The organism is Alkalihalobacillus sp. AL-G (assembly GCF_030643805.1).
Classification (GTDB): Bacteria; Bacillota; Bacilli; order Bacillales; family Fictibacillaceae; genus Pseudalkalibacillus.
In genome coordinates this window covers 4072418-4084065 of sequence record NZ_CP094656.1, presented here as the reverse complement: position 1 = coordinate 4084065, position 11648 = coordinate 4072418, and the positions used below count along the sequence as shown (strand labels likewise).

General features: G+C 40.3%; 15 protein-coding genes. 11 read left to right on the top strand and 4 right to left on the bottom strand.

What is annotated here, in order from left to right; genetic code table 11:
- Positions 1 to 42 precede the first annotated feature (42 nt).
- From MOJ78_RS20530 to MOJ78_RS20485, 10 genes are all read left to right on the top strand, one after another.
- A complete protein-coding gene (locus MOJ78_RS20530; RefSeq protein WP_304979179.1) occupies positions 43 to 528 on the top strand; it encodes a PaaI family thioesterase in 486 nt (161 codons plus the stop codon).
- A gap of 187 nt (positions 529 to 715) precedes the next feature.
- A complete protein-coding gene (locus MOJ78_RS20525; RefSeq protein WP_304979178.1) occupies positions 716 to 1720 on the top strand; it encodes a LacI family DNA-binding transcriptional regulator in 1005 nt (334 codons plus the stop codon).
- A 36-nt stretch (positions 1721 to 1756) separates the two neighbouring features.
- Positions 1757 to 2710: a sugar kinase gene (locus MOJ78_RS20520; RefSeq protein ID WP_304979177.1), complete on the top strand. Its 954-nt coding sequence runs from the start codon at positions 1757 to 1759 to the stop codon at positions 2708 to 2710.
- Positions 2711 to 2726: 16 nt separating this feature from the next.
- A complete protein-coding gene (gene hxlA / locus MOJ78_RS20515; protein ID WP_304979176.1) occupies positions 2727 to 3353 on the top strand; it encodes a 3-hexulose-6-phosphate synthase in 627 nt (208 codons plus the stop codon).
- Complete coding sequence (hxlB, locus tag MOJ78_RS20510; RefSeq protein WP_304979175.1) at positions 3350 to 3907, top strand: 6-phospho-3-hexuloisomerase; 558 nt, start codon at positions 3350 to 3352, stop codon at positions 3905 to 3907. Before hxlA ends, hxlB begins: the two co-directional genes overlap by 4 nt.
- A 22-nt stretch (positions 3908 to 3929) precedes the next feature.
- A complete protein-coding gene (locus MOJ78_RS20505; protein ID WP_304979174.1) occupies positions 3930 to 4568 on the top strand; it encodes a bifunctional 4-hydroxy-2-oxoglutarate aldolase/2-dehydro-3-deoxy-phosphogluconate aldolase in 639 nt (212 codons plus the stop codon).
- 48 nt (positions 4569 to 4616) lie between these two features.
- Positions 4617 to 5648 carry a TRAP transporter substrate-binding protein gene (locus MOJ78_RS20500; protein ID WP_304979173.1) on the top strand — a complete coding sequence of 344 codons (1032 nt, stop codon included), beginning with the start codon at positions 4617 to 4619 and terminating at the stop codon, positions 5646 to 5648.
- Between the two features lie 68 nt (positions 5649 to 5716).
- On the top strand, positions 5717 to 6202 hold the full coding sequence (locus MOJ78_RS20495) for a TRAP transporter small permease (RefSeq protein ID WP_304979172.1): 486 nt from the start codon (positions 5717 to 5719) through the stop codon (positions 6200 to 6202).
- A complete protein-coding gene (locus MOJ78_RS20490; RefSeq protein WP_304979171.1) occupies positions 6202 to 7488 on the top strand; it encodes a TRAP transporter large permease in 1287 nt (428 codons plus the stop codon). Before MOJ78_RS20495 ends, MOJ78_RS20490 begins: the two co-directional genes overlap by 1 nt.
- Positions 7489 to 7517: 29 nt before the next feature.
- Positions 7518 to 7802 carry a cupin domain-containing protein gene (locus tag MOJ78_RS20485; protein ID WP_304979170.1) on the top strand — a complete coding sequence of 95 codons (285 nt, stop codon included), beginning with the start codon at positions 7518 to 7520 and terminating at the stop codon, positions 7800 to 7802.
- 94 nt (positions 7803 to 7896) lie between these two features.
- On the opposite strand, the gene MOJ78_RS20480 is transcribed toward MOJ78_RS20485, so the two are convergent.
- A complete protein-coding gene (locus MOJ78_RS20480) occupies positions 7897 to 8097 on the bottom strand; it encodes a hypothetical protein (protein WP_304979169.1) in 201 nt (66 codons plus the stop codon).
- A gap of 170 nt (positions 8098 to 8267) precedes the next feature.
- On the opposite strand from MOJ78_RS20480, the gene rpiA reads away from it, so the two are divergent.
- Entirely contained in the window at positions 8268 to 8966 is a 699-nt protein-coding gene (gene rpiA / locus MOJ78_RS20475) for a ribose 5-phosphate isomerase A (protein WP_304979168.1), read from the top strand.
- Positions 8967 to 9191: 225 nt separating this feature from the next.
- Here rpiA and MOJ78_RS20470 read toward each other — a convergent pair whose 3' ends face one another.
- The 3 genes from MOJ78_RS20470 to MOJ78_RS20460 all read right to left on the bottom strand — a co-directional run bounded on the left by MOJ78_RS20470 (position 9192) and on the right by MOJ78_RS20460 (position 11639).
- Positions 9192 to 9845 (bottom strand): amino acid ABC transporter permease, encoded by a 654-nt coding sequence (locus MOJ78_RS20470; protein WP_304979167.1) that lies wholly within the window; start codon positions 9843 to 9845, stop codon positions 9192 to 9194.
- A 12-nt stretch (positions 9846 to 9857) separates the two neighbouring features.
- A complete protein-coding gene (locus MOJ78_RS20465; RefSeq protein WP_304979166.1) occupies positions 9858 to 10520 on the bottom strand; it encodes an amino acid ABC transporter permease in 663 nt (220 codons plus the stop codon).
- Positions 10521 to 10802: 282 nt separating this feature from the next.
- Positions 10803 to 11639 (bottom strand): transporter substrate-binding domain-containing protein, encoded by an 837-nt coding sequence (locus MOJ78_RS20460; protein WP_370529833.1) that lies wholly within the window; start codon positions 11637 to 11639, stop codon positions 10803 to 10805.
- Between the last annotated feature and the right edge of the window lie 9 nt (positions 11640 to 11648).

Here is an 11648-nt window from a genome sequence, read left to right as displayed (position 1 = left end):
GGATTTGGTGTGCTATACTATTGTAAAAAAGGGGGATGAATGATGGAGGAGAAGGTTGTAAAGGCAATTCAAGATGAGTATCCAGATGATTTTGCATCGTGTTATGGTTGTGGTCGGTTGAATGAAGATGGCCATCATTTTCGAACAGGATGGCAAGGGGACCATACAGTAACAATCTATTCACCAGAACCAAAGCATATGGCAATTCCCGGCTTTGTTTACGGCGGATTGATCGCGTCTTTCATCGATTGTCATGGAACAGGATCGGCTGCGCTTGCGTTGCACCGGAAGAATGGACATGAACCAGGGGACGGAACGGAGCCTCCTCGGTTTGTTACAGCATCCTTACACGTTGACTATTTAAAGCCAACCCCACAGGATGTCCCTCTAAAAGCGGTTGGAACCATTCACGAGATCCATCCGAAAAAGTGGAAGGTTGAAACGGAGGTCTATGCTGATGACACCCTTTGTGCCCGTGGAGAAGTCGTCGCTGCGGTGATGCCGAGTACCTTTTTAAAAAAAGATTAAAGAGAAGTCATGGGAAAAGAATATCGTTTGGAACTCCAAAACTCGGTGCTGCACGGCACTCGGGTTTTTTAATTTAAAATAAAAAATCCTTGTAAAGCGCTTACAAATCTTTTATACTCGAACTAAACCGATTTACTAAACCGATTTAGTTAAAATACAAATAACGTTTCATATAGGAGAAGATTCGATGAAAACGGTTACAATCTCAGATGTGGCAAAGCATGCCGAAGTATCAAAAAGCACAATCTCCCAATATTTGAATAAACGATATGATTATATGGCTGAAAAGACAAAGCAGCGAATCGAAGCGGCAATCGAGGATCTAGGGTACCAACCGAATATTGTCGCGAGAAGTTTAAAGCAGAAGTCCACAACCACGATAGGAGTCATTGTGGCGAACATCCTTCATGAATTCTCAACCCAAGTGATCCGGGCAATTGAGGATGTATGTCATGAACTGGATTTCCATATCATCGTCTGTAATGCCGATGACGATCCAACGAAGGAAAAGAAGTATATCGATATGTTAAGAGCCAAACAGGTCGATGGTCTTATCATTTTTCCAACTGGTGACAATGTGGCTCTGTATAAAAGAATGATCAGTATCAACTATCCAGTGATTTTTGTAGACCGGAGTGTACCTGATGTTCCTGTCCCATCGATTATGCTAGACAACGAGATGGCATCAAAGGTAGCTGTTGAGCATTTTATTGAGAAAGGCTATCGGCGAATCGGGATCGTAACGACCTCGATTATTAAAAATGTATCGCCAAGGGTTGAACGAATAAATGGATATAAAAAGGCGTTAAAGGAAAAGGGGCTGCCTGTTGTCCCGGAATATATTCAGAGTCTGGAAATCGATCAAATACAGACAGGGCTAAAACAAATGTTTGAGTCAGCAGATCCACCGGAGGCTATTCTTGCCGGTAATGATTTAGCTCTTATTGAAATTTTAAAATACACTAAAGAGCACCAAATAAAAACACCAGAATCGTTAGCATTAATTGGTATCGATGATGTTTCATTTGCTAGCTTTTACAGCCCATCATTAACGACAATCGCTCAACCGACCTTTGAAATGGGTAAGAAGGCAGCAGAACTATTGCTTGAGAAAATTCAGAAGAGAGACGACGAACATACGCAGCACGTTCACCGTTTCGAACCTACACTAATAGAACGATCTTCGTGTTAACTTTTACACAGATCATAGATAAGGATGTTATGTGCTATGAATGATGTGATTACAATTGGAGATGCGATGATAACGTTTAACCCAATTTCAACTGGGCCGATGCGGTATGTGTCTTCCTTTGAAAGAAAAGTTGGAAGTGCAGAACTTAATGTTGCCCTCGGCTGCTCGCGTTTAGGGTTGAAGACAGGCTGGATGAGCCGCCTGGGTAAAGACGAATTCGGTCGATTTATTTACAACTTTGTACGTGGTGAAGGAATTGATGTGTCACAGGTTGAGTTGGTAGAGGGGTACAGCACATCACTCAATTTTAAAGAAATAATGGAAGATGGAAGCGGCAGGACCTTTTACTACAGAGATCATTCACCGACTACAGTACTGACCAAAGATACACTTAATGAGGAATACATTAAACAAGCAAGGCTTCTCCATATCACGGGTGTTTTTCCATCGATTGATAAGAAGAAAAACATTCCTTTGGTCAAACACGCGATTAAGCTTGCAAAGGAAAATGGTGTTCTTGTATCACTTGATCCTAATATTCGCTTGAAATTGTGGAACAAACAAGAAGCTCGAGAAGCATTACTAGAGTTTCTACCCTATGTAGATGTGTTGTTGACGGGGGTTGAAGAGGCAGAAATCCTTTTTAGAGTAAATGACCCGAAAGAAATTATCGAGAAGGCAAAAACATTTGGAGTTTCTCATGTTGCGATAAAACAAGGGGACAAGGGGTCTTGCGGATATTCGAATGGTCAATATGTAGAAGCACCACCTGTAAAGGTAAACAAGGTAGTGGATACAGTCGGGGCTGGTGATGGATTTGATTCTGGATTCATTTATGGGCTATTGAACAATTGGGACCTTAAAAAAACCTTACATGTCGCGAATCTGATCGGATCGATGGTTGTTAGTGTATCAGGCGATAATGAGGGAATGCCGTATATAGATGATGTCTTAATCAAAATGGGGCAGAAGGAATTCATCGAAAGATAGTTTGGAGGCGAAATCAATGAAAATCCAGCTTGCTCTTGACAGACTCACTAGGGAGAAATGTTTTCAAGTAATCAAAGAAACCGAACATTACATCGACCTGATTGAAGTAGGGACAGGTGTAATAAAAGAATATGGAATGACGATCATTCGTGAAATCAAAGTGAAGTATCCAGATATAACATTAGTTGCGGACATGAAAACATGTGATGCAGGTAAGTTTGAAACAGTACAAGCATTTGAGGCTGGGGCGGATATCACTACGGTCATGGCATTTTCAGCAAAGAAGACAATTACGGATAGTCTTGATGAAGCAGAAAAATACAACAAAAGAATCATGGTTGATTTATTAGGAATTCAGGATCAAAGCAAAATGATCGAATTAGAAGAGCTCGGTGTAGATTTAGTCAGCCTACACTTTGGAAAGGATATGCAGCAGGAAGGTGAACTCCCAACTGATTTATTTACCCTTACTAATAAGAGTCAGCGATTTGAAGTCGCCGTAGCAGGGGGGATTAACCTGACAACGCTTCCTGACATAATCAAAAAAAATCCAGACATCATTATCGTTGGTAGTGCAATAACTCAAGCAGAAAATATGAATAAGGTTGCTTCCGAAATGAAAGGGTTGATAAGTAAATTATGAAATCAATCATAACGACGATTTCAGCAGAGATCACAGAAGTGTTATCGAATGTTGACGAGCTTGAAGCGGTACATCTTTCGGAAAAGATTCAGAATGCGAAGCGTATCTTCGTCTCCGGCACAGGGCGCTCCGGGTTGATCGGAAAAGTGTTCGCAATGAGATTGATGCAAGGCGGCTATCCCGTATATGTTGTAGGCGAAACGATCACGCCAAGCATTTCCTCAGATGACTTGCTTATCGTCATATCCGGGTCTGGATCGACAGGCTCACTGTTACAGTTTGGAACGAAAGCAAAGGAAGTTGGAGCAGATCTATTTTTAGTAACGACCAACCCGAATTCACAGATCGCTGACCTTAGTGATGGTTGCCTAGTCATACGAGCTGCAACAAAGCATCGAAAGCCAGAGGAACCAGAGACGATTCAACCACTTGGAAGTCAATTTGACCAATCGGCCCATTTAATCCTGGATGCAATCGTAGTACATCTTTTGAAAAACGAAAAGGATGGGCACGAGACGAATCAATTGAATCAGCGTCATGCAAACCTGGAATAAAACAAGACGAAAAGGTGATGAAATGAGTGTCATTTCGGAAATAAAAGAAAACAAAATCGTTGCTGTTATCCGTGAAGCTGATGTACAGACCATTGAGCCTATCGTTGGTGCTTTATATAACGGAGGCGTCAAGGTAATTGAACTAACAGCTGAAACGAAGAATATTACTGCAATTATAGATAAGGTGGTACAAAGTTTTGGTGACAGGATTATTGTAGGGGCTGGAACCGTTCTTGATCCTGAGACTGCTAGATCCGTCATCATGGCAGGAGCTCAGTTTATCGTTTCGCCTACATTAAATCTAGAAACGATCAAATTAACTAAACGATATGGTGTTGTTTGTATTCCAGGCTCGCTGACACCTACCGAGATTCTAACAGCCTATGAACATGGAGCAGATATGATTAAAATTTTCCCTGCAAATGCTTTTGGACCTGCTTATATAAAAAGTATCCACGGCCCATTACCTAGTATACCGCTGATGGTTACTGGAGGGATCAACCTGGAAAACATGAATGACTATCTCAATCAAGGAGGTGTTGCGGTCGGTATTGGTAGCAACTTAGTAGATTGTAAGAAACTGAAGACAGAAAATGATTTTTCTAACCTTACTAAAAACGCCGCCAAGTACGTAAGTAAACTCAAGGAAGTAAATGTTTAATTTACCGAATTCACAATAGGATTTTTAAATTTGAGAGGAGATCTATAAATGAAAAAACTATTTTCATTACCAATCGCATTATTATTATCTGTTTTTGTATTTTTAGCAGGATGTAGCAATGAAGAGGGAACTAATGATTCAGGTGAAAACGAAGGTAAAATAAAAATCATTGCCGCTCATAACCAAACTTCGCCTGAAAACCCATATCAAACAGGTTTATTGAAATTCAAGGAAGTTGCTGAAAGTGAGTCGGATGGAGCAATTGAAGTAGAGGTCCATGCTGGTACGATTGGAACAGAGGAATCTGAGCTTGTAGAGAAGTTGAAGCTGGGAGCTGCGGATGTTGTACTTGTTTCACCAGGATTCATGACGCAAACCGGAATTGAGGAAGTTAATTTGTTCGCACTTCCATATTTATTTGATAGCTATGATCATTGGGAAGCCGTGGTAGACGGAGAAGTAGGAGAAAAGATGGCTAGCATCATCAATGAAAAGTCAAACAATGATTTTAAATTGATCGGATACTGGACTGCAGGTGTAAGACATTATTATGGTAAAAAGCCACTTAATTCAATGGATGATTTGAAAGGGGTTACAATTAGAACCCAAACATCAGGTGTCGTAGCTGACTATTGGAAGAGCACAGGCGCTATCCCTACTTCAGTTGCATGGGGAGAATTATACCAAGCATTACAACAAGATGTTGTCGATTCTGCAGAAAATGCTTACCCATATTTCGTCCAGCAGAACCACCATTCAACTGCTAACGGGAAGTTCATTACAGAAACAGGTCACGATTATACAACTAGATTCCTATTAGTGAATGGTAATAAGTTCGATTCATATACGAAAGAACAACAAGAAATCATTTTAAAAGCTGCCGAGGCATCCGTTAAAGCTGAAAGACAAGCACTTTATGACCAAGAAGAAGAGTATAAACAAAAGGCAATTGACGAAGGTGCAAAAGTGAATGAAATCGATCGAACACCTTTCATTGAATTAGCTACTCCACTACAGGATAAAGCAGCGAAAGAAATGGGCATAGAGGATCTACTGGAAAAGGTAAGAAATTTAAAGTAAAGATGATAGATTCAGGTTAAGGGCACGACCGTGTCCTTAACTTATATTTTCATAGAGGGGGGAGAACTGTGCAGCGTTTTATCAAGATTCTTGAAAAAGCCCAGATAACCGTAGGCGTTATTTTTTTATCAATTTTCTTTATTACAATTATGATACAAATTACAACCAGGCATTTAGGCATAGCAGCAATTTGGACAGAGGAAGTGGCCAACTATTCCTTTATTTGGGCTGTATTTATGGGTGCAGCTGTAATGGTGAATCGAAGGGAACATTTTAATTTTGATTTTTTTCAAAGAAAGCTGAAACATCGGCCAAGACTCATGTTGAGTATTTTTAACGATATCATTCTAATTCTTTTTAACATCGCTATTTTCTATTACGGTGTGGAGGTTGTACAGAAGTTCTGGAACTATAATTGGGTCTCGTTACCAGAAGTGAAAATGGGCTATGTTTGGATTTCTGTGCCGATCATGGCATGCACGATGTTCATTTATTCATTTTCCCACTTACTGGACCATTTCAAAGGATTAAGACAGAAAGGGGTGCATGAGTAATGGGGTTTGCTTTACTGGCTCTTTTTATAATTTTAATGCTTATTGGTATCCCGATTGCATTTGTTATTGGAATCGTAGCGTTACTTGGTATTTCTAATATTCCGTATATACCAGAGTTAACAGTTCCGATGAAAATGTTGAATGGTCTAGACTCGTTCGTGTTACTTGCGGTACCCCTTTTCATATTAGCAGCTAATTTAATGAATTCTGGTAAAATTTCAGAAAAGCTGATTGAGCTGTCTCTAGCTATTGTCGGACCCATCAGAGGTGGATTAGCACATGCGAACGTTTTAGTGTCGATGATGTTCGCAGGGGTTTCCGGAGCTGCTCAAGCTGATACTGCTGGAGTTGGGAAAATCCTTATCCCGAGCATGCAAAAAAAAGGATATGACAAAGAGACCGCAGTAGGAGTAACAGCAGCTTCATCAACAATCGGAGTCGTCATTCCACCAAGTATCCCAATGATTATTTTTGCCGGTCTGACGAACGCATCGGTCGGTGCTTTGTTTCTTGGGGGGATTGTTCCAGGAATATTGATCGGACTTGGAATGATGATCTTCATCTATATTATGGCAATTAAGAAAGATTACCCGAGATATGACCGGGTTGCTGTATCAAAGTTCTTGAAACTAGTGATCGAAACGATTCCTGCCTTGTTTACTCCGATTATCATTATTGGTGGGATAATCAGCGGGTTTTTCACAGCAACAGAAGCAGCAGCAGTCGCTTCCTTGTACACACTGCTCATAAGCATGTTCATATATAGAACGCTTAAACTAAGTGATTTACCGAAAATATTAATTGATACTTTAGCTTTAAGCTCGCTCTCCCTTTTCGCGCTAGCTGCAGCAAGTGCTTTAGGTGAGTTAATGAGCTACTATCGATTAGGGATTGTAGCCCAAGAGTTCTTCGAAAACAACATAGGATCCCAGTGGTTATTTATCATTATCATTATTGCATTCTTTCTGTTTATCGGAACGTTTATGGATGCGATCCCTGCCATGATTCTTTTTGTACCGGTCATTTTACCGACAGCATTACAATTTGGAATTGATCCCGTTCATCTTGGATTGATTGTTGTTATTACGTTAGCAGTGGGTCTTGTTACACCCCCGTATGGATTGTGTCTATTGCTAGCTGCTAAAATAGGTGATTTATCGATTGATCGATCCTTGTATGCGGTACTTCCGTATATATTAATTGTACTTGTTGTATTAGTGTTCATCGCCTTTTTCCCAGACATTGCGTTTTTTGTCCCTAAAATGATTAATCCACAAATATTCTAAGAGAAGCAATAACTGAAGGGAATATAGAGATGATAAAGAGAGAAATTTTAAGCGCAAAAGGTTCTTTGATGTTAGTGAGAGTAGAGTTGCAAGAGGGGTTTATTAGCAACATCGATCAACATCCTGAGGAACAAATGAGCTATATTGAAAAAGGAACAGTGGAATTTGAGGTCGATGGTGTAAAAACAGTCTTAAATCAGGGTGACGTTTTGCACATCGATTCAGACAAAGCACATCAGGTAAGAGTAATAGAGGATTGCGTTATCTTGGATACGTTTAATCCAATACGTGAAGACTTACTTTCAAAAAAATGATCAAAATCAAAGGGGCTGACCAAACATCTACGTATACCGATGTTTTGGATTGGTCCTTTACTTTATAGAAGCAACCTGCCTCTCATTTAAGTTGTCAGCCACCCTCGATGCATGTCGCACTTGAACTGCCGATGGTTTCATTTAGAGTTTGCAATAATTTTGCGAGTAAAATATTGTTGCAAAGCTCTTCTAATGGTCGATCTTTGGTTTCAAGCTTAAACTGTTCAAAGATATCTTCAGTTTCTGGCCATATTAGCACAATGGATTTTGGTGTCATATTTGGCTGGATAACCAACTAGAACACTCCTCTCAATCAAAAATTATTGTAAGATTACTTTGAATCAATAATACCATTTCTAACCTGACTTTGCTGTATCTCAACCAATAGGCAACTATGATATAATAATTTCGATAATAGTGTCGATACTAGAAAAGCACTAAATGAAAAGGTGAGGATTTAAGGATATGAATTGGGAAAACAAGATTGCGACGACATTACAATGGTCAAGTGAAATATCCAATAAGGAACAAAAAGAAAAAGTTGCTCAAAAGGTTGCAGAAAGAGTGAAGGATGGAGATGTGATTGGAGTCGGTTCTGGATCTACGTCATTTCTAGCCCTTCAAGCAATCAGTGAAAAGGTAAAAGTAGAGGGGTTGAACGTTCTGGCGATCCCTACATCTCATGAGGTTTCTCTAACCTGCTCGATCTTAGGGATTCCGACAACAACGTTATTGAATGCGAAACCGGATTGGGCGTTTGATGGTGCTGATGAGGTTGACCCGAACAAAAGCCTGATAAAAGGTAGAGGCGGCGCTATGTTTGCCGAGAAAATCGTAATGAAAAGCTCTTCTGAAAACTATATCCTCGTTGATCAATCGAAGTTTGTATCTAAGCTTGGCGAAAAGTTTGCCGTACCAGTTGAGGTTGACCCAAGAGCCGTTAACTTAGTGGAAGTGGAACTCGATAAATTAGGAGCGACAGAAGTCAATCTGCGTTTAGCTGTTTCCAAGGATGGCCCTGTCCTAACCGAGGCAGGCAATATCATTCTGGATGTCCGCTTTAAAGAAATTCCAAATAGCTACGAAAAAGAAATCAAAAGCATCCCAGGTGTTATTGAAACAGGGCTGTTTGTCGGATTCCCGGTAGAGATACTTTCCGTTTAAAAACTGCAAATCATACCTAAAACTGTCCCTGCTTGCGAGCATGAGGCAGTTTTTTATTGCTACAAGGTGAATAACCTGAGGTGGCAAAGAAACTTGAGGTACCACAGTATGTGTTGGTCAAGGCGAAAAACAACAAATTAAGGAAAATTCCGCATATAATAAAAAATTCCTTTCTAAATAAAAAGGGGAGTTCCACCATAAATGGCGGAACTCCCTTTCTACTTGCTAGCTCAACCTTTTCTCCAGCCTTATGCTGAATGTGGAGAGCGAAAAGTTGATAACAAAATAAATGATGGCAACGGCAATAATGATCGGAAATATATAATCGAAATCCTGATTCCAAATGATTTTCGCCGAGTTCAATATCTCAAGAAGACCGAACATGGCCGTATAGGATGTGTCCTTCACAATTGTGATGAACTGACCAACGATTGCGGGGATCATCCGTTTAAACGCTTGAGGAATAATAATGAATGTAAGTGTCTGTATGTAACTAAGCCCTTGAGCACGAGAAGCCTCAATTTGCCCTTTCTCGATGGAATTGAATCCACTACGCACAATTTCGGCAAGCTGGCTGATCTCAAATATGATCAACGCAATCGCTAATTTCCAAAACAGATTTACATCGACCCCAAGCTCTGGCAGCCCGAAATACGTAAAGAACAAGATCAAAATCAATGGTGTGTTCCGAACAATCTCCACATATAAAAAGGAGAGATGTCCGATTACAGGGGTTTTACTATAACGAAAAATGGCTAATAATGCACCTATGACAAAGCTTAATGTAATTGCAACAAGTGCTAACAAGAGGGTCATCAGTATACCTTTGCCCAAAAATTGTAAGTTTCCCCAGCTGTAAGCCTCAAAAATTGTTTCCATATACATCCCTCCTTAAACGAGCAATTTTCTTTCAAGGAAATTCACAAGGACACTCAAAGGTATCGTCATCATCAAGTAAAAGCCACCTGCTATGATATACACTGCGAAAACTTCTCCCGTGCTCCCCTGTAGTGAATCGGCAACATACATCAAGTCGTAGCCTGCAAAGAATGTCAGGACAGCAGAGTTTTTCACAAGGTTTATAAATTGTGTTCCTAGCGGCGGAATGACAATACGAAAGGCTTGAGGAAGTATAATATGGACCATAGCTTGAAAATACGACAATCCTGATGATCGTGCAGCCTCCATTTGTCCGCTGTGAACGGTTTGGATACCTGCACGGACAATTTCAGCTATATATGCTGCGGTATAAAAGGTAAGACCTAACATCCCCGCCTGAAAGCCTGATAAATTCAAAAATCCGATGTTCAACTGCGGCAAAGCATAATATAAGAAAAAGATTTGCACAAGCAGCGGTGTATTTCTTAGAAATTCAACGTACCACCTTGCAAAAAATGCAAGGATTTTTATACCGGATACACGTAATGACGCGATCGTAAAACCGAGTATGAAACTCATAATAAGTGCTGCGATACTTGTTGTAAGGGTACGGACGAACCCTGACCAGTATTGATCGATGTGAGATAATACGGTCACAAAGCTTTCTACATCCATTTTTCTCCCCCTTTATTTTGATAGGCCATCTTACATACCCAATGCTAAAGAAAACTTGGTCCCTAAAGGGATGCACCTAAGGGTATGACCAAGGCCTCCCATAAAGCCCTTGCGCTTATACTTGGGACGTAAACTTTTCTCCAGCGCCGAGATTCTTCTTGTTGAAAAGTTATACCCTAACGAGCAATTAAAATGGGGTCGGTGGAATACACCAACCCCGATTTAAACGTATGAATTTACGGCTAAGATATAATATCTAGCTCCACTTCACTTCCGCTTTTCTTAATTAAGGTGAGGATTTTCTTTTAAAATGTTTTCTGGTGGTGCTTCGCCAAACCATTTTTTATGGATTTCCGCTAATTCACCAGACTCCTTCATTTCATTTAAGAAGTCATTTACATATTCTCTGAATTCGTCATCCTCAGAATTGAAGATCATTCCGTATGGCTCTTCTGTAAATAAACCACCTGTTAAAACATAACTTGGGTCTTGCTTATGCATACCAGCAAGGATCGCGTTATCCGTCGTAAGTGTGTCACCTTTCCCGGATTTCAACGCAGTAAATGCTTGAGCATAATCGTCATACAAGCTTACTTTAGCATCCGGAGCTTTTTCCCTGATGTTCTTTTCACTTGTCGATCCTTTTACAGCAATGACCGTGGTATCTGCACCGAGGTCTTCAATACTCTTGATATCACTGCCTTCTTTGACAAGGAGTGATTGACCTGCAACGAAATACACGTTACTGAAGTCAACCGTTTCCTCACGCTCAGCGGTAATCGTCGCGGTTGCTGAAGCAAGGTCGATTTCCCCGCTGGATGCCATTTCCATACGCGTTTTTGAGTTAACCTGTACAAGTTCAAGAATTTCATCAATATCCTTGTCTTCACCGAAAATGTGTTTTGCTAAGGCTTTCATCAAGTCGATGTCATAGCCTTTTACATCACCTGATTCAGGATCCTTTAAGCCAAACAGCTTAACGTCATATTTTACGCCAGCAACCAACTTACCTCTCTCTTTAATACCATCTAATGTACCAGCTTCAACATCGCCAGAACCGTCCCCTCCACATGCTGCTAAAAGGAAACTAAAACTAAGTATCATTGCTAACATGACCATTAACGTTCG

Coding starts and splice junctions, on each gene's coding strand:
- MOJ78_RS20470 (WP_304979167.1), bottom strand. CDS start 9,845: ATGGAAACAATTTTTGAGGCTTACAGCTGGGGAAACTTACAATTTTTG.
- MOJ78_RS20485 (WP_304979170.1), top strand. CDS start 7,518: ATGATAAAGAGAGAAATTTTAAGCGCAAAAGGTTCTTTGATGTTAGTG.
- MOJ78_RS20465 (WP_304979166.1), bottom strand. CDS start 10,520: ATGGATGTAGAAAGCTTTGTGACCGTATTATCTCACATCGATCAATAC.
- MOJ78_RS20490 (WP_304979171.1), top strand. CDS start 6,202: ATGGGGTTTGCTTTACTGGCTCTTTTTATAATTTTAATGCTTATTGGT.
- hxlB (WP_304979175.1), top strand. CDS start 3,350: ATGAAATCAATCATAACGACGATTTCAGCAGAGATCACAGAAGTGTTA.
- hxlA (WP_304979176.1), top strand. CDS start 2,727: ATGAAAATCCAGCTTGCTCTTGACAGACTCACTAGGGAGAAATGTTTT.
- MOJ78_RS20530 (WP_304979179.1), top strand. CDS start 43: ATGGAGGAGAAGGTTGTAAAGGCAATTCAAGATGAGTATCCAGATGAT.
- MOJ78_RS20525 (WP_304979178.1), top strand. CDS start 716: ATGAAAACGGTTACAATCTCAGATGTGGCAAAGCATGCCGAAGTATCA.
- MOJ78_RS20500 (WP_304979173.1), top strand. CDS start 4,617: ATGAAAAAACTATTTTCATTACCAATCGCATTATTATTATCTGTTTTT.
- MOJ78_RS20505 (WP_304979174.1), top strand. CDS start 3,930: ATGAGTGTCATTTCGGAAATAAAAGAAAACAAAATCGTTGCTGTTATC.
- rpiA (WP_304979168.1), top strand. CDS start 8,268: ATGAATTGGGAAAACAAGATTGCGACGACATTACAATGGTCAAGTGAA.
- MOJ78_RS20520 (WP_304979177.1), top strand. CDS start 1,757: ATGAATGATGTGATTACAATTGGAGATGCGATGATAACGTTTAACCCA.
- MOJ78_RS20460 (WP_370529833.1), bottom strand. CDS start 11,639: ATGGTCATGTTAGCAATGATACTTAGTTTTAGTTTCCTTTTAGCAGCA.